Annotated in this window: 22 protein-coding genes and 1 tRNA gene; 1 reads left to right on the top strand and 22 read right to left on the bottom strand. The window is 42.9% G+C overall.

Features of this window, described 5'->3' with window-relative positions; translation table 11 throughout:
* Window positions 1–160 precede the first annotated feature (160 nt).
* From hslO to CSV76_RS14110, 6 genes are all read right to left on the bottom strand, one after another.
* A complete protein-coding gene (gene hslO / locus CSV76_RS14135) occupies window positions 161–1,030 on the bottom strand; it encodes an Hsp33 family molecular chaperone HslO (protein ID WP_099625970.1) in 870 nt (289 codons plus the stop codon).
* Window positions 1,031–1,042: 12 nt separating this feature from the next.
* Window positions 1,043–1,807: a type III pantothenate kinase gene (locus tag CSV76_RS14130; RefSeq protein WP_085427773.1), complete on the bottom strand. Its 765-nt coding sequence runs from the start codon at window positions 1,805–1,807 to the stop codon at window positions 1,043–1,045.
* Between the two features lie 138 nt (window positions 1,808–1,945).
* On the bottom strand, window positions 1,946–3,985 hold the full coding sequence (gene ftsH, locus CSV76_RS14125) for an ATP-dependent zinc metalloprotease FtsH (protein WP_099625969.1): 2,040 nt from the start codon (window positions 3,983–3,985) through the stop codon (window positions 1,946–1,948).
* A gap of 131 nt (window positions 3,986–4,116) precedes the next feature.
* Window positions 4,117–4,659, bottom strand: coding sequence for a hypoxanthine phosphoribosyltransferase (gene hpt / locus CSV76_RS14120; RefSeq protein WP_085427771.1), 543 nt, complete (start codon window positions 4,657–4,659; stop codon window positions 4,117–4,119).
* A gap of 19 nt (window positions 4,660–4,678) precedes the next feature.
* Complete coding sequence (gene tilS, locus CSV76_RS14115) at window positions 4,679–6,088, bottom strand: tRNA lysidine(34) synthetase TilS (protein WP_099625968.1); 1,410 nt, start codon at window positions 6,086–6,088, stop codon at window positions 4,679–4,681.
* Between the two features lie 35 nt (window positions 6,089–6,123).
* Window positions 6,124–8,523 carry a SpoIIE family protein phosphatase gene (locus CSV76_RS14110; RefSeq protein ID WP_085427769.1) on the bottom strand — a complete coding sequence of 800 codons (2,400 nt, stop codon included), beginning with the start codon at window positions 8,521–8,523 and terminating at the stop codon, window positions 6,124–6,126.
* 208 nt (window positions 8,524–8,731) lie between these two features.
* Between CSV76_RS14110 and CSV76_RS14105 the strand changes: the two genes are divergently transcribed.
* Window positions 8,732–8,805, top strand: a tRNA-Met gene (locus CSV76_RS14105).
* 283 nt (window positions 8,806–9,088) lie between these two features.
* Here CSV76_RS14105 and CSV76_RS17380 read toward each other — a convergent pair.
* From CSV76_RS17380 to CSV76_RS14035, 16 genes are all read right to left on the bottom strand, one after another.
* Window positions 9,089–9,289: a hypothetical protein gene (locus CSV76_RS17380; RefSeq protein WP_143560818.1), complete on the bottom strand. Its 201-nt coding sequence runs from the start codon at window positions 9,287–9,289 to the stop codon at window positions 9,089–9,091.
* Window positions 9,290–9,347: 58 nt separating this feature from the next.
* The gene (locus CSV76_RS17375; RefSeq protein WP_157129958.1) at window positions 9,348–9,503 is read right to left on the bottom strand and encodes a hypothetical protein; all 156 of its coding nucleotides are present in this window, start codon (window positions 9,501–9,503) and stop codon (window positions 9,348–9,350) included.
* Between the two features lie 134 nt (window positions 9,504–9,637).
* Window positions 9,638–10,063, bottom strand: a complete 426-nt coding sequence (locus tag CSV76_RS14100; protein WP_029054887.1) for a S1 domain-containing RNA-binding protein — start codon at window positions 10,061–10,063, stop codon at window positions 9,638–9,640.
* Between the two features lie 121 nt (window positions 10,064–10,184).
* The gene (locus CSV76_RS14095; RefSeq protein WP_099625967.1) at window positions 10,185–10,598 is read right to left on the bottom strand and encodes an FtsB family cell division protein; all 414 of its coding nucleotides are present in this window, start codon (window positions 10,596–10,598) and stop codon (window positions 10,185–10,187) included.
* 29 nt (window positions 10,599–10,627) lie between these two features.
* Window positions 10,628–11,113: a spore cortex biosynthesis protein YabQ gene (gene yabQ / locus CSV76_RS14090; protein ID WP_099625966.1), complete on the bottom strand. Its 486-nt coding sequence runs from the start codon at window positions 11,111–11,113 to the stop codon at window positions 10,628–10,630.
* Complete coding sequence (gene yabP / locus CSV76_RS14085) at window positions 11,110–11,406, bottom strand: sporulation protein YabP (RefSeq protein ID WP_029054884.1); 297 nt, start codon at window positions 11,404–11,406, stop codon at window positions 11,110–11,112. The genes yabQ and yabP overlap by 4 nt, the downstream gene beginning before the upstream one ends.
* Window positions 11,407–11,559: 153 nt before the next feature.
* On the bottom strand, window positions 11,560–11,850 hold the full coding sequence (locus tag CSV76_RS14080) for an RNA-binding S4 domain-containing protein (RefSeq protein WP_085132328.1): 291 nt from the start codon (window positions 11,848–11,850) through the stop codon (window positions 11,560–11,562).
* On the bottom strand, window positions 11,847–13,307 hold the full coding sequence (gene yabN / locus CSV76_RS14075; RefSeq protein ID WP_099625965.1) for a bifunctional methyltransferase/pyrophosphohydrolase YabN: 1,461 nt from the start codon (window positions 13,305–13,307) through the stop codon (window positions 11,847–11,849). The genes CSV76_RS14080 and yabN overlap by 4 nt, the downstream gene beginning before the upstream one ends.
* A gap of 5 nt (window positions 13,308–13,312) precedes the next feature.
* On the bottom strand, window positions 13,313–14,905 hold the full coding sequence (locus tag CSV76_RS14070; RefSeq protein WP_099625964.1) for a putative polysaccharide biosynthesis protein: 1,593 nt from the start codon (window positions 14,903–14,905) through the stop codon (window positions 13,313–13,315).
* Between the two features lie 46 nt (window positions 14,906–14,951).
* Window positions 14,952–15,545, bottom strand: coding sequence for a sporulation membrane protein YtaF (gene ytaF, locus CSV76_RS14065; protein ID WP_099625963.1), 594 nt, complete (start codon window positions 15,543–15,545; stop codon window positions 14,952–14,954).
* 364 nt (window positions 15,546–15,909) lie between these two features.
* Window positions 15,910–17,115, bottom strand: a complete 1,206-nt coding sequence (locus CSV76_RS14060; protein WP_085427763.1) for an NAD(P)-dependent malic enzyme — start codon at window positions 17,113–17,115, stop codon at window positions 15,910–15,912.
* Window positions 17,116–17,692: 577 nt separating this feature from the next.
* The gene (spoVT, locus tag CSV76_RS14055) at window positions 17,693–18,229 is read right to left on the bottom strand and encodes a stage V sporulation protein T (protein WP_085427762.1); all 537 of its coding nucleotides are present in this window, start codon (window positions 18,227–18,229) and stop codon (window positions 17,693–17,695) included.
* An 83-nt stretch (window positions 18,230–18,312) separates the two neighbouring features.
* Window positions 18,313–21,846 (bottom strand): transcription-repair coupling factor, encoded by a 3,534-nt coding sequence (gene mfd, locus CSV76_RS14050; protein WP_085427761.1) that lies wholly within the window; start codon window positions 21,844–21,846, stop codon window positions 18,313–18,315.
* Window positions 21,847–21,949: 103 nt separating this feature from the next.
* A complete protein-coding gene (locus CSV76_RS14045) occupies window positions 21,950–22,168 on the bottom strand; it encodes an anti-sigma-F factor Fin (protein WP_085427760.1) in 219 nt (72 codons plus the stop codon).
* A 53-nt stretch (window positions 22,169–22,221) separates the two neighbouring features.
* Entirely contained in the window at window positions 22,222–22,788 is a 567-nt protein-coding gene (gene pth, locus CSV76_RS14040) for an aminoacyl-tRNA hydrolase (protein ID WP_085427759.1), read from the bottom strand.
* Between the two features lie 80 nt (window positions 22,789–22,868).
* Window positions 22,869–23,498 (bottom strand): 50S ribosomal protein L25/general stress protein Ctc, encoded by a 630-nt coding sequence (locus CSV76_RS14035; protein WP_085427758.1) that lies wholly within the window; start codon window positions 23,496–23,498, stop codon window positions 22,869–22,871.
* Window positions 23,499–23,559 lie beyond the last annotated feature (61 nt).

Below are 23,559 nucleotides of genomic sequence, written 5' to 3'. Positions count from 1 at the left end.
ATTACTACCTTCTAATTAAGTTGTCAATCAAATAATTCAGAAGATTATAGTGTATCTGTTTTATTTGATAGCGTTTACTCTTGAGGTTCTTTAGATAAATTATAAAACTACCCGCTACGCGAAAATGTATTTGGCAGCGGGTAAGTAGTTTACGATCTCATTAAATTAAATCTTGAAGTTCTTGCTCAGAGAAATGATACTTCTCTAAACAGAAGTGGCATTGAGCTTCTGCACCATGATCTTCATCGATCATCGCTTGTATTTCTACAGCCCCAAGTCCTTTAATCGCCTCGCTAAAACGCTCTTTGGAACAATCACAATCAAACTTCACGTCTATTCTAGTGAGAAATTCTACGTTTTCTTGACCTAACACTTCTGAAAGTATTCCTTCAGGTGTTAGTCCGTTGTCAATCATAGTAGAAATCGCCGTCATGTTCGCAATTCTTTCTTCTAGCAATACAATCGTTTCTTCTGTAGCTCCGGGCATTACTTGCAGTATGAATCCACCTGAAGCTTTGACTGTGTTGTCCGGATTGACAAGTACACCTAGTGCAACAGCGGACGGTACTTGTTCAGATACTACCATGTACTGAGTGAAGTCTTCCGCAATTTCCCCGGAAATAATTGGCACTTGCCCTGTAAAGTAATCTTTCATACCGAGATCCTTTACAACGGAAAGCATACCTTCCGTACCGACTGCACCACTTACGTCTAATTTCCCTTGTTCATTTAGAGGTAAGTGAGTTTGTGGATTTGTAGCATATCCGCGGACTTCTCCTTTTGCGTTAGCATCCACAACAATCGGACCTAGTGGACCATTTCCTTGGATTTTCACTGTAATATTGTCTTCACCTTTTAACATAGCGCCCATCATGACGGATGCTGAAACGGTACGTCCAAGAGCAGCAGTCGCTGTCGGCCACATCTGGTGACGTTGTTGCATTTCTCCTACTGTTTCAGTTGAGCGGACTGCATATGCACGAATCTGTCCTTCGAAAGCTAGTGCTTTTACTAAATAATCTGTTGTCATTTCATTCTCTCCTTACAAATTTCTTTCATAAATTAAATGTAATCCTTTTAGTGTCAGGAAGTTATCTACTACATCAATTACTTTTGTTTCAGATGCAATCAATTCTGCCATTCCACCTGTCGCGATGACTGTAGGTTCTACTTTACAATCCTCTTTTATACGGTTCACAATACCTTCTACTTGTCCAACATAACCAAAGACAATACCAGACTGCATAGCAGCGACGGTATTTTTACCAACAACATGCTCGGGCCGCGCAAGTTGAACGCGTGGCAATTTTGAAGCGCGGTCAAATAACGCCTCCATAGAGATCTTTATGCCAGGCGCAATGGAACCACCCATGTATTCGCCGTTTTCGTTCACGTAGCAATACGTAGTAGCTGTTCCAAAGTCAACGATTATCAGCGGGCTACCATATTCACGGATCGCCGCTACCGCATTAACGATTCGATCTGCACCGACTTCGCGAGGATTTTCATACTTAATATTCAATCCTGTTTTCACACCTGGCCCAACGACCATCGGCTTCTGATTGAAGTATTTTTTACACATTTGCTCTAACGGGAACATAACAGGCGGCACCACAGAAGAAATAATAATGCCAGTAATGTCTTCGAATGAAAGCCCCACATGCTGAAACATTGCTTTAACTTGCATGGCGTATTCATCCTCTGTCTTATGACGATAGGTTTCCATACGCCAGTGGTACTTCAGTTGATCCCCTTCATATACGCCTAACACAATATTGGTATTACCTGTATCTAATACTAATAACATAGTCGTTGTCCCCTCATACTTTGACTTTTTCCCGTACATCATATCATAATTCCACGTGTAGATACTGTAGATGTGTACTGACCATTTCCCTATCATTAAGAAAACAGCCGACTGTAAACAGTCGGCTGTTAGGTTCGCTTAGTCTCTGCGTTCTTCATCAATTGGTGGTAGTGTCTTATCTGTTGCTCCACCTTCACTTGGCAAGTCACCGATTGACGGGTCTGATGGTGCACCCGTACTATCTGGAGTCACGCTTGTTGAATCCGGTGTTTCATTCATTGCAGTTTCCACAGGGGATTCCACAATCTTCTTGTCATCATCGCTGCCATCGTTGTTGTCGTATGGGCGATCAGGCAAAGTACCGTGATCTTTCAAGTGATTGATTTGTTCCGCATCCAACGTTTCGACTTCCAATAGAGTCGTTGCGATCAGATTAAGCAATTCTCGGTTTTCAGTCAAAATCTTTCTTGTGCGTTCATATTGCTCTTTAATAATAATTTGCATTTCAGAATCAATTTCGTATGCGATTGCTTCAGAATAGTTTTGCTCAGAATTGAAATCACGTCCAAGGAATACTTGGCCGCCTTGCGTCTGGCCGAACTGCATCGGACCGATTTTATCGCTCATTCCGTATTCTGTAACCATCGAACGTGCAATACCTGTAGCACGCTGGAAGTCATTATGTGCACCGGTTGATACTTCGCCAAGCACGATTTCTTCTGAAACACGTCCACCTAGAAGACCCGCAATTTTGTCGAGGAGTTCAGGTTTTGTCATGAAGTAACGATCTTCTTTTGGAAGCATGACTGCGTATCCGCCAGCCTGCCCACGAGGAACAATAGTTACTTTATGAACGATTTCTGCATCATCGAGTATTAAGCCCACAACTACGTGACCCGCTTCGTGGAACGCGACGATGTTTCGTTCTTTTTTCGAAATGACACGATTTGTTTTTGCAGGACCTGCAATAACACGATCCGTTGCTTCATCAATATCGGACATATCGATTTTTAGTTTATTTCTTCTCGCTGCCACAAGAGCTGCTTCATTCAATAAGTTCTCAAGATCCGCGCCAGAGAATCCTGGAGTACGCTGAGCTAGAGCTTTCATATCGACTGTATCGTCAAGTGGCTTGTTACGTGCGTGAACTTTCAACACAGCTTCTCTTCCTTTAACATCTGGACGACCAACCGTAATTTGACGGTCAAAACGTCCCGGACGAAGAAGTGCCGGGTCCAAAATATCCGGACGGTTTGTAGCGGCAACGATGATAATTCCTTCGTTTCCTTCAAATCCATCCATTTCTACTAGCAACTGGTTCAATGTTTGCTCACGCTCATCGTGACCGCCACCTAAGCCGGCTCCACGCTGACGTCCAACTGCATCAATTTCATCAATAAAGATAATACATGGTGAATTTTTCTTGGCATTCTCGAACAAGTCACGCACTCGAGAAGCACCCACACCTACAAACATCTCAACGAAATCAGAACCTGAAATCGAGAAGAATGGTACACCAGATTCGCCTGCAACTGCACGCGCAAGTAATGTTTTACCTGTACCTGGAGGTCCAACTAGCAAGATCCCTTTTGGAATCCGTGCGCCTAACTCCACAAACTTACTGGCGTCTTTCAAGAAGTCCACGACTTCTTCAAGCTCTGCCTTTTCTTCATCTGCACCTGCAACATCATTGAAACGTACTTTCTTTCGATCGTCCGTTTGCAGTTTCGCTTTACTTTTCCCGAAGTTCATCACCTTGCCGCCACCGCCGCCTTGTGATTGGTTCAGTAAGAAGAAGAAAAGGATAATAATAATTATGAATGGTACAAGTCCTGTAAAGAACGATACCCACGCGCTTGTTTCTTTCGGCGGTAGGATGTCAATTTCAGTATTTGTCTTTGCGACTATTTCGCGAATGCCGTCCATATCATTTTCTGGAATGTTCGTTACGAATGTTTCACCTTTTTCGTAGTCGGTCATTTCCCCTTTTACTTCATACACAAGCTGTAATGGTTGGTAAGTTGCATTTTCAACTTTTCCTTGTTCCAGCGCTGTGATGAATTCATCATACCGAATTGGTTTCATCTTCGGATTTGGATTGTTAAGCGAACTGAATATCCCCATTATTGCAAGGAAGATCAATCCATATAAAAGAAAGTATCGAAGTATTCGATTCATCCCAAGCCTCCTCATCTCATTCAACAAAAACTAAACAGAAAACTATTGTAAATTTTAGCATAGATTAACACTACTTAACAAAAGAAATGCTTTATGAAAAAAGGCTTTCCTTACTGTCCGTTAAACTACGGTCAGAAAGAATAGATTTCCTTTTTCAATACACCGATGTATGGCAAATTACGATATTTCTCTGCGTAATCCAATCCGTACCCAACTACGAACGCGTCTGGTACATCGAAACCAACATAATCTGCTTTTAAATCTACTTTACGGCCAGTAGGTTTATCCAACAATGTAACAATTTTAATAGAGTTGGCTTTTCTGTATTTAAACAGCTCAACTAAATAATTCAATGTCTTTCCACTGTCGATAATGTCTTCAATGATCAACACATCGCGACCTTCTATGCTAGTGTTCAAATCTTTGATGATTTTCACTTCACCTGAAGAAACTGTTGCATTTCCATAACTAGATACGTCCATGAAATCCAATTCGATATACGTATCAATACGTTTGATCAGATCACTCATAAATGGTAATGCACCTTTAAGTATGCCGACTGCCAATGGAAACTTTTCACGGTACTCTTCAGTTAATGTTGCTCCGAGTTCCCGGACTTTCTCTTCTAATTGCTCTTCTGAAATTAAAACATGCTCGATATCTTGTGCGATCATCGGCCCGTCCCCCTCTATTTTATCTTGTCTCGCCTTCTCGCGTAATCCATATGTATGAATCGCCTTCCAGTTGGCAGCGCGAAAACATCTCACCATACCGTACACCAGGCACCGCACACACAGTACCGCTCGCTGTCGTAATGACAGGCTGCTGTTGTCTTTGCACGATCCCTATCTTTTCATCAATCAATATCCGCTTTATACGTTTTGGCTCAGACATTCCTTTGAGCAACATTCTGTCTCCGGTAATTCGCAACCGTGCAGTTAACGGCAGTTCCGACTTAGGCAATTGAAAATACCTAATTTCGTCTGAAGGTAAAAAGTGTTGGATCCTATGCGCATTGACATGATGCCAGTAAAATCGAATATTTCCCCACGTATGCCAAGTACCTTTCTCAAGGACTTTTGGACGAAGAGACGCTGTATCTATATCCTTTTTTGTAACTAGCAGTTTATCATATTGCCTGATAAACCGATAGCCATTTGCCAAATCAATTGTGACATTCCCAGCTGTGTTCGTAATATGCTGTAACAGTTCATCCACTAATGTAAAATGCCACTCAGCGTTCTCTGTTGCTGGTTCAGTCAGACATTTTAATAGTAGTTGAATCACTCGCTTTTGTAAAGCGTGGGGAATAGCAAGAAATGCCTCCCGTTGAAAAGAAGGAAGCTGTTCATCCGTATACGTAACAATCGATTGCCAATGTTGACTTGCAAGCTCACTCAGCAATTTTTCATCCGCTTGACGTTGCTCCGTTTGGCGTACCGTATTGACCGCAACAGATGGATTTTCCTCTATCAAGAGGGGTAGCACTTGGTGTCGCATACGATTACGCAAATAATAATCTTGCTGATTACTGGGATCTTCCCGGAACTTTATTTTGCATTGTGTCGTATACGTGTACAGTTCGCTTTTTTTTAACGGAAGGAATGGCCGTACAATTTTACCCGAATGAAACGCGCGTTGTATCGGCATACCGTTTAATGATTGTCCTTTACTCAATTGAATCAATACCGTCTCCAGTTGATCATCTGCATGATGGGCTGTTGCGAGAACCGTGAACTGCTCACTTTTCATCGTTTGTTCGAAACGTGCATAACGCTGTTGCCGACAAACTTGCTGCATATTGCCACCCTGGCTTTCTAAGATAGCCCGAATAGGCACTTGTTCAGAATAAAAGGGTAGTCCGAATTCCTCGCATAGTTGCTTCACAACAAACGCATCTTCAGCAGATTCAGCTCCACGGAGCATATGGTCTACATGAATGGCCCCAACTTCAATGGCCAAAAATTGCTGATGCGTCGCAAGAAAGTGAAGCAGTGCGATGGAATCCACACCACCCGAACACGCGACCAGTACACGAGAGCCGGGAGGAATCAGTGTTTGCTTGTCGATAAACTTCAAAACCTTTTGCTGCAAACTTTTCATGATCCATCTCCCTCCTCTCTATATTCTACCATTGTTTAGCTAGAAATGATTCGAGGTTGCTTATTAGCTTTTGACCACTTCGGCACAATATGACCGACTTTCATAACTAGAATCGTCCGATCATCTTCCACAGACTCAAATACCCGTTCCATCTCCATCATCACTTGATCCGCAATCGTTCGGCAGTCCATCTCTTTAAAGCGTTCTATCGTTTGATTCATGACGTCCTCCTGAATATCAAGCGGTATATCTCCATTAAATATACCATCCGTCATCATGACAACAATATCACCAGATTTCAACTTTTCATTTTTTGCTTCTATTGAAAATGAGGGTAAGAAGCCAAATGGCACCGTTTTGCTGTCCAACCGGATACAATCATCACTTCTCTTAATATAGGTACTCATCGATCCCGCTTTCCACGACCACAGCCGCCCTTCCTGTAAATCAATTAATGCTAAGTCGAGTGTTGCGTACATATCATCTAGCCCATTTAACGCCATCATATAATGTAATGTGTGAATTGCTGTTTCAGGATCCATTTTTTGCCCCAAGCATTCCCTCATCAATCGGATAACCTTTCTACTCTCGTGGTATGCATTGATATCTTGTCCCATTCCATCAGAGAGCAGTACGGCCGACAATCCATCGTGAATCTTGAATAACTCATACGCATCACCGCCATTGAACGATCCTTTCCCTGCTGTCGTGACAATATCATAGTCGAGTGAAAAACGAACGGCAGAACTAAAGGTCAATTGGACATGGGGGAACGGGAATGGTTGGTACGTTGATTTTGAAATATGCATCGGTTCGTCATACATTTCCTCTAAAATAGGCAATAATAAATACTCCCCAACAGTTGTCTCTGCTTCAAAGTCCGCTTTTTTCTCTGGTACCGATATTACAATTCTACAAGCACCGCGTTCTTCGGATAAAATATCTATTTGGAAAAACTCGATCCCTTGTGATTGCAATCGATTCGCAAGTTCTTCTTCGGCCAACTTATACGTAGTCAGATCTTCCTTCACTTCTCGCATGACCTTTTCAATGTGGGTACTCATATCACGCAATTGTAATGCCAGCATCTTCCGTCCATGCTGTAACTGCCCCATTAATAATTTATTAGCTCCTCTTTCCTCCAATTCATTCAATAATCCTTTAAAGCGCAGACATTTATATTTCATCTGCTGTTCCACACGTACTCGTGCCGCTTTTTTTGTTGCGGAATAGGTGGTTTCCCATTCATTAATCAACGGTTCAATGCCATCCTCTTCATTTTCCCAACACTTACGGTAACGAAAACAGGATTGACAAATAGATGGTACTTGACTTGTTGCCGCCACTTCCTCTTCAGGAGACAGACGATCATTGACGAGTGTTGACATGAAATGAGCGAACTGCTGGAACTCCGCTAACTGTCCATCCAATTTATCCGCCAACCATTGTTGTCGTTTTTCCGATATCCCTTCTTGTTTCGGCAATAAAACTTGTCGTATTTGACTTAATTTACGTGAAGGAATCAATATAAACAGTAATGCCGCGGTACCGACTGTGGAAAAATGTACGGTATCAAGAGGCAATGTCGCATCATAAAGAAGGAAAAAGAGCGAAACAAAGACACTGCCGGTGATGATCCCAAGCTTCCCAAACCGTTTCAGTGAACCCGCGAGCAAACCAGTCATACCATATAACGCCATCATACCAGTGAAAGATAGTTCTGATACCCCTATAATCAATGCGATGATCATTCCGACAGTTGTAGCAAACGGCACTCCCCCAACGACAGCCGCTACAAAGATTGCGAGAAACAAGAACACACCCGCAACTGAAACCGTCCCAATCTGGAAACCGCCCATCCCTGTTGCTGCAAGCGCTCCCACTATACACATCGCACTGATCTGCTCAGGGTTCCATGGTCCGTATAGCATTCTTTCTATAGAAGGAAATGCAAGCAACATGAAAATAGTCATGAATAGCGCAAGCAATGCTTCTAATCCGATCGATAACTGAACTGCCAAAGGCAACATCCCGTCTCCGTACTTTACGAGTTGCCAGACCAGTTGCGGAATAATCATTGCCCCTGCTACAGCGATTGGAATTGACCTTTTCACAACAGGAATTTTAATAATTGAATGAAACAGCAATAATTGTGTTAGATGAATGACGGCTTGTCCGACCCCTAGAAATGCGCTGCCCGCCATCCCTCCTATAAATACATAAATCATATGTTGACGGTAGCGCATACTGGCCAACGCCCAGATTGGTAAAAAAAACGGAACTGCCATATCAAATACTACTGCTTGTGATAGAAAGAATGATCCTACTAAGAAAAGAAGGGCCGTCAGCAAGTAGACTTTTCGATTCATCAATTCTTGCCACGAAGCCCTGAACATCTGCACAAACGGTCGCTCCATATTGTCAATCATCTTCATTTCCCATACCCCCTATGTTCTCTTACATAAAACTATACATGGGAGTTGCGAGAAATTTTGTCTGTTCATGGCGGCATATTCGCAAAACATTTCGACGTATTCCGTATGTTTATTTTTTAGCAAAAGAGAGGTTGACAGTTGTTTAAATGCCTAGTATGATAAGAGACGTTGCGTTTGAAGTTGTATAATTTCAACGTGCAAATGTCTTGGCGGTGTAGCTCAGTTGGCTAGAGCATTCGGTTCATACCCGAAAGGTCGTGGGTTCGAATCCCTCCGCCGCTATAATAGAAACACGAAGACTCCTCTTGCTTAGGCAAGGGGAGTTTTTCTATGTGTTGGTGATTACATGGGCAAGGTATTCGTACAAGTCAGTAGGATACGATGTTAGGTAGTGGTTTGACTAGCAATGTATGTGGGGCGGGCATTGGCCCCACTTCGGCGGTGGTGGTTGGCTTCCGCCTACCTTAGATAGTGTGTAAAGCAGTTCTGATTCTTCTTTTGCAAGAATAGGAACTGGTACTACTCAGTCACTGGTTTTATCTACTATAAACCACAACCTAACTTGTCAACCACTCAGTAGCGCAGGCACAACTGCGGGGTAGGCCGTGGCCGTGAGACAACTAGCAGCCCCACCGCTAGTTGGCTCATGGCTGGAGGCAATCCCCCACGTGCCTGCGCGGGTCCAAAGAGTGACACTCACTATTTTCAATGACCAAGCCAAACTCGAGCAACGATCCAATCTATCTGTTATATACTTTTCCAACACCGAAGAAAGTTATCACGATTCACTGATCTTCATCTTTTCTAAACCACAATCTAACTTGTCAACCACTCAGCAGCGCAGGCACAACTGCGGGGTCGGCCGTGGCCAGGAGACAGATAGCAGTTCCACCGCTAGTTGGCTCATGGCTGGAGGCAATCCCCCACGTGCCTGCGCGAGTCCAAAGCATGACCCTCACTACATTCAATGACCAAGCCAAATTCGAGCAACGACCCAACCCCAGTCAATACATTCAAATACATTTTTAGACACAAAAAAACGCATGCTCCATAGTGCGGAACATACGTATAGGATGTCATCTGATTTTAGTTTACAGTTGAAACAGTCAGCAAGTTATCCCCTTCTAGCTCCACGACCGCCACGTTTGGACTCTGTCGCTCTCTTTAAGGTAGTTAGACGTTCTTCGCTGTCCTTCATGAACTTTGCCATCTTCTGCTCAAAGTTCTCTGGTCGTTCAAAGCTTGGCTTGCTTCCTTGACGAGGTCTCGTTGGACGTTGTGGACGCTGTGGACGTTGTTCTGACTCAGGCTTCGCCTTACGGATGGAAAGACCGATTTTACCATCAGATCCCACATTCATTACCTTCACTTCAACCATATCGCCGACTTTTAAATGATCGTTTATATCTTTGACATAATTGTCAGCTACTTCACTAATATGGACTAATCCTGTGGATCCGCTTGGCAATTCAACAAATGCCCCAAAATTTGTGATCCCGGTTACTTTACCCTCTAACTTGCTGCCTACTTCAATTGACATAAAAAAAATGCTCCTCCTTAAGTTTTAAGCGGCTCGTAAGCCTATCAACCATATTGGCAGTGCCTGTATTTTACAGGCTCCTACTTATATTATAGCCAACAAAAAAAGAGTGTCAACTTGACTACTCTTTTTCGGACTCTTTTTCAGAAACTTTTTTCTTATCTGGAATGGAAAAAATGATCTCATTGGACTCAGAAAGAAAGTATTCCTTGCGTGCAAGTTTAGCAATATACTCATCATCATCCAAACGAATTAATTGCGTATTCAGTTGGTCTTGCTGTTCCTTCAAATCCTCTAGTATAGCCGTTGCTTGTTCTTTTTCCTTATGTTTGGCAGCCAGAATTTCTTTCTGTCCAGCATTCATATTGAATAAACTTCCAGCAACTACACAGACGATAACAAAAAATACAGCTAGTCGATTACGCAGACGTTTTTGTTGTGCTTTTTTAAAATTTTCTTTTTTTTGCATGGAGCGCACATAGTCTGTATCGATCGATGTTACATTCTTAGTTGAGGGCTTCTGTGTTTTTTTCATGGCGCACACACCTTTCTGGCGTAATTCTACTATTGCACTCTATTATATAGTACTCTGCATTTTTTTTGAAGGTATTTCCCTATGTTCTTTATTAATCGTGTGAATGGAGACATGATTAGTGACAAAACAGAGACTATTACATAGACAATACGTTGAATCGTCAGGTAGACAAGACGAATGATGAGCCAAATCGGCCTAAGCACCACAAGTAACAGTAGTCTACCTACGAATCTGACAGGACGATGGAAGATGGCAGCGTACAATAACAAGCCACTGACCTGGGCAACGGGGTCATACATTCTCCATGCCCCGTCACGTACCATAAGTAATACCAAAAAGGCTCCAATCCCTAACATGATCCAGATGATGCACTCAAGCCAGAATGCCCATCTTCTAATGAACGAACGTTTATCGCACGCGGCGACAATCGTTCCGAATAAATCCATTACAATTCCACCAGCAATCCCTGTCCCGATCATCGCCAACAGACTGAAGAACTGGACGGATAGGCTCATCCGAATAGTTTATGGAGGAAATTGCGTGAGCCTGCTTCTTCGTCGTCGTATTGCAAAGTTTGGACTGTGCCTTCAAGTGTTAGCAAGCCCTTGTCCACATCTAGATGTACAATACGCAGTTCCTCCCCACGGATTTGCAGTACGCCAAGCGATGTTCTAACGAGAAATTCCTCCTGATCAAAGCGGTCGATCGTTTTCACGGATGTGAGGTCCATTCTTTTGCGATTGCGCATCGTCACTACGTGGTCTCCTGATGGAATAGTATACATCGAGCTGTCTGTTTGAATCTGCATATGCGTCCCCCTTCTCTAGTACGTTCCCCATATCATATGCAGGGGCTTGGCCAAACATGACAAGCTGTTTTTAATTGAAGTACAAATCCATTACCTAGTCTAGCTATTAAAAAAAGACAACCCGACTACAGGCTGTCTCTTCGTTAATTAGTTTTAATTTTCGTCGTCTACAAATTCAGGCTCCACTTTCTCCAAGCGTTCTTCACTTGTGATCGTGTACATACCTGCCGCGTCCTCTTTCTTAGTAGACGCCTTCAGCTCATTAACTGTAGCATTGACAATTTTCTGACCGAAACGGATGGATAGCTCGTCCCCCGGTTTGACGACTGATGAAGCTTTGGCTACTTTTCCGTTAATCGTAATTCTCCCTTGGTCCGCTACTTGCTTTGCGAGTGTACGGCGTTTGATAAAGCGAGATACTTTAAGAAATTTATCTAGTCTCATTTGGATTCTTCCTTTCGTTTGGCCTGTTGCCAGAACTCTTCAAGTTCCTCTAATGTATAGTCTTCAAAACTGCCGCTTCCTTGTTTAACGGACTGCTCCACAAATTGAAAACGGGATTTGAACTTTTTATTGGTATGCCACATCGCTTCTTCTGGTGAGATCTTGAGGAATCTTGCGATGTTGACGATAGTGAATAGGACATCTCCTAGCTCGTCCAGTTGTTGCTCCACTCCGCCGTTATGCACTTCTTCCTGAAACTCTTGCCACTCTTCTTGGAACTTGTCGAAAGCTCCTTCTATAGAAGGCCAGTCGAATCCTACTTTGGCTGCGGTCTTTTGATAATTATAAGATGTCAGCAAAGAGGATGCCAATCGTTCTTGTCCTTCTAACAACGTAGATGTTTGCGGTTTCTCTTGGTCCTTGATCGCTTGCCAGTTCTTTAACACTTCACCTGTAGTGTCAGCTTTAGCTTGCGCAAATACATGTGGATGGCGACGAATCATTTTAGCCGCGACTGTTTCAAGTACGTCTTCCATCGCAAAATAGCCATTATCTTCGCCGATTTGCGCATGAAGGAAGACTTGTAGTAATACATCTCCTAGCTCTTCGATGATCGCGTCATCATCTTCTTCATCAATCGCCTGAATCAACTCAAAGGATTCTTCGATTAAATAACGCTTCAATGATTCATGCGTTTGCTCGCGATCCCAAGGACAACCATCCGGTCCACGCAAAATGGCAATGATCTCTCTGAATGAACTCCACTCTTTTAGTCGCTGTTCATTATCCAGAATGGGTGGTACATAAACTGTCGTCAAGTTATTCAATGTCACTGTGCGATCAAGCTCGAACAACGGTACTTCAGTCAGTTTTTCATCTTGGGAACCCGCTGATGTAACAATGGTCACAACATGATGGTCAGGGTACTTCTCCATCAAAGACAATTTCACGTCCGATGCAATGAATGCATCGTAGACTTGTCCAATTAATACGTGCTGATCCATGCGTACATCATCACGTTTCAAGTCCGTGCCATCTAGTAGCTGAAACCCTTCGATTGGATCGATACGGAGTGCCGTGAAAATCGGGTCAAGAAAGCTGCTGCCCCCCGCGATATGAAGTTCAATTTCACCTGTACGTTCTTTTTCAATTAATAGTTGAACTGTACGTTCCGCCACAAGCGGGTGTCCTGGCACAGCGTATGTAATTGGCTGATGCGCACTCATTTCAAGAAGTTTGTCGACGATTTGCTGATAGACGGCTTCAAATGAATCATTCGCTTCATAAATTGAATCGAAGCTTTCCATTTCTACCCCTTCTAAACGCAACTCCGCAACGACGGGATGCTCTTCCGTCCGAATGTAAAGATGGTCCGCTTCTTTTAATAGGCGATACGTGCCAAGTGACAATTGTTCCAAATCACTTGCGCCCAGTCCGATCACAGTTATTTTATTCATATCATTCACCTTCTATTTTTAGTTAGCCATAGTTGAGCAGTCGCCAATCGTTTTCCGAAAGGTAGTAAATACCACTCTTTTTCTTTCATTATACGTGATTTCAAGACGACGAAAAGAAATATGATCGCTCCAATTGCGACAGCTGATACGGCTGTTAATGTTGAGCTAATACGTGGTGACAGGCCAGCAAATAGCCAATAGTCAGCGGTGAACATCCACGGAATCAGTACTCCTGTCATGGCCACACCTGCAATAAGCAACACGGCGTAAAAACGGCGCGGTGCTAACGGGAACTTCCAAAACCTTTTGAAATAGATGATCAATAACACGGCAACGATCGCAAACGCGATGGCACCTGATGCGGCTGCACCTTCAATTCCATATCGTCGTACCATCCATGGTGTAGTCGTTAGTTTGATTGCGATGCCAAGCAACATGAGTAATAACGGCGCTCGTACTTTTCCGCTTCCTTGAAGAATAGCGGTTAGTGGTAAAATAATCGACAACCAGAAGATCTGGATGCAGAAGATGATCAGCGCGACAGAGCCTGTTCGCGTCTGGAAAAGCATTTCATTGACGAAAGGCAGTACCAGAACCAATCCTATTGTCGCAGCCCACCCGAATAAAATAGATGTCCTGAATGTCAGACTTATAAACGGCAATGCACCTTTTCCGTCCCTTTTGGATGCGTGATGCGCAATTAAAGGAACAAGTGCTAACGCTAATGTAGAAGCAAGTAAAATACCCATTTGCGCAAGCGGCTGTCCTCGGTCATAGACGCCTTTCATTTCCATGGCAGTCTCACTCATCACACCAGCCTCGACTAATGCATTATAGATCGTGAAAGAATCCACTAACTGAAACACCAATAAAATTAATGAACTCGCACTGACACCAATGCTGATTTTGGTCAGATCTTTAATTACCCGCCACGGCTTTACAGTCGCTATCGCCATACGCTCCCGCTGTAGAAAGAACCTTGTTAGAATCAATACACCTACCGCTTCTCCTGCCACTGCGGCCCACATCGTAATTTCTCCTACTTTATAAAGCGAAGATCCTGCACGCAACGCAATCCACGTACCTGCCAACACGATCACAACCCTGAACAGCTGCTCTGAGACATTCGAGATGGCTACAGGTATCATTTGCCCCTCTGATTGAAAGACGCCCTTCAGCACAGCAAGGAATGGCAACATGAGCACGATGTACGCTCCAGTCTGCAAAACAGGCGCCAAAGCAGGGTCTCCCATTAAATCTGCGAAGAAAGATGATCCCGATCGTAACAATAGAAAAATCCCTACTGATAACGCGAGAAGATAAGCGAGCGATATTCGTAAAATTCCGCGTGACTCTCCAGGACCTTTACTCTCTGCGAGCATTTTAGAGACTGCGACAGCAAAACCTGAAGATGTCCATACAATAAATATTCCGATAAACGGATACACTTGCTGATAAATATAAAAACCTTTATCTCCAACTAAGTTTTGAAAAGGGACTCGATAGACCGCGCTCAGCACTTTGACAATGACGGCGGCAATCGTCAGAATCGACGCACCCTTCATAAACGACTTCATATTCCATTTAGTCAACGCCATATATGCGCCTCTTTCATTTGATGATGGTTCCTAGTATACCATTTCATTAGAATAGGCGTGTGACCGCAATCAATAAAATAATGACACCACTCATGAATGTCCCGAACTGGCCAACTGACATCTTGCCAATTCGCACACCTGCCAGTTTTGCGCCCAATCCTACACCAATCGATAATGTGATGTAACTACCCACAGCCGCCGACAGCGCGATAGCTAACGGTGATAATGCCAAAAGCCCCGCACCCACTCCGTTCGTCAAAGCGTTCGCGGAAAGCGCAATCCCAAGTAACAAAGCTTCACCCAGACTAATATGCGAAGAACCGTCAAAGTCCATTTTTTCGGGTTCACTGAACACATTCGCTTGATGTTTTCTCTGTTGACGAAATGCGATCACCATGATGCGTATTCCGATGGTGCTGAGCACAGCAAACGCTATGAGATCAGGCAATATTCCTGGTAACAATACAGCTAACCATGCGCCTGAGACGATGCCGATTAAACTGAAAATGAAACAAATTGCCGCAATGAGTGCATTTGAAGTGGGTGGAATTCGAACTCGCTGTACACCGTAAGAAAGTCCGACTCCAAAGTTGTCGATACTAGATGAAATTGCAAAGCCTATGATCAGTAGCCAAGTCATTCCGCTCCCTCCAGCCTATTTGGTTTTATCATACTATACGTGCGCAACGAGGCCGGCGTGTGTGCGCTAGGCGCATAGAGGAACAAACCTTAGAGCGGTTGCACAGTGTTTATGATCGCTTAGGGAGTACGATAGAGCACTCGCGCATGTAGATAGAGCGGAAGTCGGGCGCCATAGAGCGGCTAACTAGGAACTATGAGCAGTTGCAGGAATTAATGAGCGCCCGACTGTTATCAGTAATTCGGAAGCCTTCGATAAAGAGTTCAGCCCGAAAGTCGAACATCGCTCTATCCTTTTCATCCACTCACTCCATAAAAAAACGTCTTCCCTATACTTGTTAGGAAAGACGGGTCATTATTCATCTTCATCTGGGTGTGGGCAAAATCAGTTCCTTTGCAACGGATACACCTGAGCGCATGGCGGCTTTACCTACCGCATGTGCAACAATTGTTGGAATACGATCATCAAATGGATCCGGAATGATGTAATCATCACGTAGATCTTCATCCTTGATCAAATCCGCAATCGCGTACGTTGCTGCGAGCTTCATCTCTTCATTGATTTCCGTCGCTCTAACGTCTAGTGCTCCACGGAATATTCCTGGGAATGCCAAGACGTTGTTGACTTGGTTAGGATAATCGGAACGGCCTGTTGCAATAATGCGCACACCGTATTCTTCAGCCAACTCAGGCTTCAACTCAGGCATTGGATTCGCAAGACCAAATACGATTGGATCCGTATTCATTAGCGCAATCAATTCCTTCGTTAGCAAGTTTGCAACGGATACACCAACGAAAATGTCTGCACCTTTCATTGCGTCTGCTAATGAACCTTCAATCTTCTCTCGATTCGTGACGCGTGACATTTCATGCTTCACACTATTCATTGCGTTCTCTCGGCCTTCATAAATAATTCCTTTTGAATCACACATAATAATGTTTTCGAAGCCCATACTCAACAATAGTTTTGTAATCGCCACTCCAGCGGCACCGGCACCGTTCAAGACGATTTTAACTTCTTCTTTTAGTTTCCCCACTACTTTCAATGCGTTAAGCAATCCAGCTCCTACTACGATCGCTGTGCCATGTTGATCGTCATGGAAAATTGGAATACTACATTCTTCACGCAATCTACGTTCAATTTCGAAACAACGGGGAGCAGAGATATCTTCCAGATTTACCGCACCAAATGTTGGGCTAATTGCTTTTACAATATTAACGATTTCATCCACATCTTTTGTATCCAGACATATAGGGAATGCATCGATCCCTGCAAATTGCTTCAGCAATAGTGCTTTTCCTTCCATTACCGGTAAAGCAGCCTCAGGGCCGATATCTCCTAAACCAAGTACAGCCGTTCCATCTGTTACAACTGCAACTAAATTCCCCTTAATTGTATATTCATACGCTAGTGATGGGTCGTGAGCGATCTCTACACATGGTTCAGCCACTCCTGGCGAGTACGCCAAACTCAAATCCTCTTTATTCTCTAACGGTACTTTCGAAACGACTTCCATTTTTCCATTGTGAATTTGATGCATGTGTAAAGAAGATTTATACTTCCTGTTCATAATATCGCTCTCCCTGTCCGGTTTTTTTATTGTTCCTTCGTGTTGGTAGTGATTATAAGCGCAAACGCAAACCAATTACAAGCACCAATATTCTTTCAAATCAAAAAATTGAAAATTCGTAAGCGGTTACATTCCCTTTGTCAAAGGTTTTATACTGGTTTTAAAAAAAGTTAAAAAAGTTTTGACATTTGCCCTTTTTAGTAGTATGTGAAACTTTTCACTTTTGATTTTATGGCTTGTGAAGCCCTTCACTAAGCGGTTTTGTGAAATCCTTCACGTAAAAATTTTATACTTAAAAACGGAATTATACAGTCAGTATGTGAAGTATTTCACTTTTTAAATGAAGAAAAAAATTGAAGCTTTCGGAAGATATATTTGGGGTAATGTAGGTTTTTTATGCGATCGTTTTCAATATTTCATTAATAAATTATAGGTATTGTGACCACCCTATACGTACTCTCAATCTATAAATAATGTAAAACATTCAACCAACAATAAATTAGACGATAAAAAAACTCACGGTAGATACATCTACTGTGAGTTTCCATTAAAAATTTTACACATTTATCAAACTCGCTTAGTTTTCCATTTGTTTTGCCAAGAAGTTGGCTGCTGTCTCTGCAGCCTTTTGTTCAACCTCACCAACAAAGTGAACCTTTGACAGCAAATAGATCGCGCCTATTGCATCACCATTTGTAATAATTGGTGCTATACAATAGGATTTAACCTGCTCCACTTGACCAGGCACCCATTCGACCGTCTTTTCGTGTTTTTCCATGATAGTGGACCTACCATTAAGAATCTCATCACAAATGGGTGACAATTGGCGGTTCATATAATCTTTCTTGGCAAGACCCGCCACCGCGAGCATCTCGTCACGGTCACTGATCAACGCCGGCGTACCAATTGTTTCGTAAAGTGATTCCGCATATTCCACAGCAAATTCACCAAGCTCTGATATAGGTGAATACTTCTTTAATATGACTTCCCCTTCACGATCGGTGAATATTTCCAAAGGGTCACCTTCACGAATGCGAAGTGTCCTTCTAATTTCTTTTGGTATCACAACTCTACCCAAGTCATCAATTCTGCGGACAATACCCGTTGCTTTCATGTATAATGCCTCACTTTCTCGAAATGAAATGTATTTCTGAGAGTAGTATGCATCAACATTGGTCATTTTATGCAATCAAGGTGTTACAAGGCATCCGAAGATTCAACTTCCTTTGCCGTTTCCTGCATCGTGTGTACCATATCTTCAACCATATCGAACTCTGTGAACTGATTGGACTTCTTTTCATTCACGGTTACAGTAATTTGTCCGTTATCAATCGTTAGTCCAACCGCATGGCCAAACTTCAACGAGCGTTCCATCAGTTTTGCGCCGTCAGCACGAGCTGTTCCTTCTTCAGATAAACGAATTTCTACTATACCTTGCACATTTTTGATGGAGACCACGCCAGCATCACGTCCCCAAGCCTTCATGCGTCCAACGCGTAGCAATAGGTCAGCTTCAAATGGCATATCGCCAAAGCGGTCGATCATCTCGTCGACGAGCTCCAAGTAATCCTCATCGTCCGTAATCGCTTTTACGCGTTTATACATTTGGATTTTTTGATAACCATCTTGAATGTATGTTTCAGGCAAGTATGCATTAATAGGCAAGGAAATTTCGACATCCACTTTGTCTTCTTTGACAACACCGGTCTGTCTTTCTTCTATCGCTTCCTGTAGCAATTGCGAATACAAATCGAAACCGACTGAATCAATAAATCCATGTTGCTGTGAGCCAAGTAAATTTCCTGCCCCCCGAATGGATAGATCACGCATCGCAATTTTAAAGCCAGATCCAAGTTCAGTGAACTCTTTAATTGCCTGCAAGCGATTTTCCGCGACTTCAGTCAACACTTTATCACGCTGATAGAGCATATAGCTGTATGCTACACGGTTTGAACGGCCGACCCGTCCACGCAATTGATAGAGCTGTGATAGCCCCATCCGATCCGCGTCATGAACAATCAACGTATTGACGTTCGGGATGTCGATTCCTGTTTCAATGATGGTTGTCGTAACAAGCACATCGAATTCCCCTTCAAGGAAACTCAAAATCACCGCTTCCAGGGCAGCTTCCCCCATACGACCGTGTGCAGAGGCAATACGCGCTTCAGGTACCAAGTCACGGATTTCCTGCACTTTGCGATCCATATCTTCTACGCGATTATATAAATAGAAGACCTGTCCGCCGCGGCCCATCTCTCGCTCAATTGCTTCTCGTACCAAACCACCGTTATGTTCCATGACATATGTCTGGACAGGGAAGCGATTGGCTGGTGGTGTTTCAATGACAGACAAGTCACGTACGCCCATCATCGACATATGCAAAGTCCTTGGGATCGGTGTAGCAGTCAACGTCAAGACGTCTACGTTATTTTTCAACTGCTTCAACTTTTCTTTATGTGTTACACCAAAACGTTGCTCTTCATCGACAACGAGAAGCCCAAGATCTTGATACACTACGTCTTTTGACAATAATCGATGTGTTCCGATCACAATATCGACAGTTCCCGCTTTCAGTCCTTTGATCGTTTCATCTTGTTCTTTCTTCGTGCGAAAACGATTAAGTAATGAAACGGTTACAGGATAATCTGCGAAACGTTCTTTCATCGTTTCGAAATGTTGCTGTGCCAAAATAGTAGTGGGAACCAAAAAGGCCACTTGTTTACCGTTCGTTACCGCTTTAAATGCAGCACGGATCGCAACTTCCGTTTTTCCATACCCTACATCCCCACATAACAGTCGATCCATTGGTCGTATACGTTCCATATCTTTCTTGATTTCGTCAATGGATTGTAACTGGTCTTGCGTTTCTTCATATGGGAAAGCATTTTCAAATGAACGTTGCAAATCATCGTCTTCACCAAAAGCAAATCCTTTTTCTGCTTCTCGCCTTGCGTACAACTTGATCAAGTCATCTGCAATATCTTGTATGGCTGCTGTCACTTTGCGCTTTGTTTTAACCCAATCGGTACCGCCAAGTTTATGTAGCTTCGGCTCTTTTTCACCGGACGCGACATACTTTTGAATTAAATCAATCTGATCAGCAGGAACAAAGAGTTTATCTTCACCGCGGTAACGAATATCTAAATAGTCTTTCTGGATGCCTTTGACATCAAGTGTAACGACGCCATAATATTTCCCAATACCGTGATGAACGTGGACGATATAGTCGCCTGGCTTGATTTCCGAGTAACTTTTGATCCGCTCCGCGTTCGTTAGTTTAGGGGCTCGTGCTTTACGTTTCGGCTTGCCTGTAAACAGTTCTGCGTCTGTAATAACCGCAAGTTTCTGAAACGGCAATTCAAATCCCGCAGACAAATCCCCTTCTATAATCGACAACATACCTTCTTTACTAGGCTTACCATCTATTACTGCTTCTATATCATACTCTCGTAAAATCTCTTGGATCGTATGCATTCTTTCATTTGAAGAAGCTAATAGAAAGACGTTATATTTACCTTGCTTCCAACGTTCTATTTCACTTTTCAGCAGTGGCATCTGGCTATGGAATTGTTGCATTGGCTTACAAGAAATTGAAATAGATTTCTTAATAGTAAATCCAGGTACCGCACGGGTAAATAATGATAAATAGAATCGTTGCTGCTTAATACCCTCAAGAACTTGTTCGTATTTCCACGCTAGTTTCGTATCATGTAGCATTTTCCCGTCTTCAAGCATCGAAAGCTGATACTCCTGCTCTTCTGACTCCAACGTAGCCACCGATTCTTGTATGCGGCCCAATTCATCAAAAATGATAAGACCGTTTGTCGGCAAGTAATCAGTTAACATCGCACTTGCTTCAGAGGAAAATGACGCGTATTTCTTCATCGCTTCTGGCACAATACCATCTTTCATCATGCCTATATCTTGCATAATCGTCATCAATAATTGCTGTTGCAATTCTTCACTTTTAATTTTAGTTAAACTTTCGCCCAACGCTTGCTCCACTTTTTGTGAAACTTGTTGTAATTCATCAGGTGTCCAGATAAATTCGGTCGCTGGTAACAAAGTAATTGAATTCAATTTACCTGTAGAACGCTGATCTTCTGCCGAAAATGTTCGGATCGAATCAATCGTCGTATCGAATAACTCAATACGTACAGGTTCTGCCATCGTCAGCGGATAGACGTCTAATATTCCACCACGCAACGCAAATTCACCCGGTGCACTCACCAGGTCTTTTCGTATATAGCCCATGGATACCAGCTTCTCGAGCCAAATCCCTATATCAATCTCGTCATCTGTCGTAGCCGTTACATAGTGCGCCAACCAGCGCTCCTTTGACGGCAATAACTTGCGCAAGCCCGCGACTGGCGTGATATATATACCACTGCCTGTACGCGCCATGTGATCTAACGTGTCAATCCTGCCTGCACGCAGTTCATAACTAGCGAATGAAAAGTCTGCGGCAACTAATTCTTCCGCTGTATACAAGTGAATATGCTCATCACTAACCAATTTACTTAAATCTTCATATGTTCGTTGTGCCTGCAGCATATTGGGTGAGACGATCAAGACAGGACGTGTCAGTGACTGCTGAATTAATTTAAAGAAAATCGCTTTGGAACCACCTGAAAGACCTGTAATCAACTGCTGATCCTGTCCATCTTCTAAATCGTTCAGCAAGCCTTGAATCTCTTTCTCTTCCAGAAAAAGTTGTTCTATTACTCCCACTCGACTCCTCCTCCTTATCTATTAAATTAGTGCATTTATTTATGTCGTTCAGAATACTTTATGCACAAAAAGCTTTGGCAATCAGCGCCAAAGCATCTGTTACTTATTGTAACCATTTCTTTAAGGTGTAATAATCCGGGAACGTCTGCAATGATTGCTCGCAGTGTTCACAAATACATCGTATGTGCAAGCCACCATCCGGATCTACGGATAAATATGAACTTTTATCTGCGTCGTCTAACTGACTAATAGTTTCCTTGGCTGATTCAAATGGAATGGAACCCATTTCCGTCTGGCAGTGATTGCAAGAATAACGGATCATACTCTCTTCACCTTCCTTTTTCAAAGTATAGGCAAAGAGTGTCCGTATTATGCTTATCCGTTAAATTTATTCATCACTTCGAGGAATGGTGTCTTTTTTGTCGTCCATTCTTCACAAGCATCTGCACTTTTTTGTATCGCATCTTCAATCAATGGCTGCTCGTCTTTGCTAAACGGGGATAATACATAGTCAGCGACTTTCATACCGCCAGTCGGACGGTCAACACCGATACGGATACGATTGAATTCAGACGTGCCTAGGTGTGCAATGAGCGATTTCATGCCATTGTGGCCGCCAGCACTTCCTTTTTGTCGAAGTCGAATCTTTCCTGCAGGTAAATCTAAATCATCGTATAACACAACAATTTCTTCATCATTCACTTCAAAATAATCCGCTAAAGGGCGAACGCATTCTCCAGACAAGTTCATATACGTCATTGGCTTCAGTAAAATCACTTTTCCTTCAGACGTATGGACGGTTGTAAATAGCCCATTAAACTTTTGCTGGAACGCTGGTGCTTGAAAGCGTTTAGCTAATTCATCAATGACTTGAAATCCAATATTGTGACGCGTGTTTTCATAGTTCTTCCCGGGATTTCCGAGACCAATTAGTAATTTCATGTTTTTCTCTTCCTTTTCTAAACGATATATATACATAGAAAAGGAGCGCACGGTTTACACTCGTGCGCCCATTTTGTAACTTATTTTTCTTCTTTATCTTCACCGATTACTTCCGGCTCTGCTTCAGTGCTTTCAGTAGCTTCATCCAATGCTTCTAGTTCAGCTTCAGTACGTGGTGCAGAGATTGTTACTAATCCTACTTCATCTTCGGTTAGGATTTCAAACTTCACTTTGTCGCGAATATCGCTGACAAGAATCGTTTCTCCGATTTGAAGTTCAGAAACGTCAACGTCGATATGATCAGGAATATCAGAAGGTTTTACGCGGATTGTAACTTCCCATACTGGTTGTTGAACAGTTCCGCCTTCTTTTTCACCTGGAGAAGTTCCAACTAGGTTGATTGCTACGTCTACTTCAAGCTCTTCTGTCATGTTGATCGCTAAGAAGTCAGCGTGTGTAAGGAAACCAGTCAATACGTCAGACTGGTAATCGTTTAGTACAACGTTTACATCTTTATCTTCAACAGTCAATTTGATTACGCCATTTCTTCCTGTTTCACGAAGTGTGTCTAGAAGATCGCGTTCTTTTACTGCGATTGGTGTGCTTTCCGTTTTGTAACCATAAACTACGGAAGGAATCCATCCGTTTTTTCGTAATTCGCTTACTGATTTCTTGTCAGTTTCTCTTGATTTCGACTGAATTGTGCTCATTTGTCAAGTCACCTATCCTATCATATTTTTTTGGGATTTTTAATATCAGAAGACAAGTGTT

It is taken from the genome of Sporosarcina sp. P17b, assembly GCF_002743115.1.
GTDB classification, from domain to species: domain Bacteria; phylum Bacillota; class Bacilli; order Bacillales_A; family Planococcaceae; genus Sporosarcina; species Sporosarcina ureae_C.
Note: the sequence above shows the minus strand (reverse complement) of the source record. Positions and strands in the feature narration are given on the sequence as shown.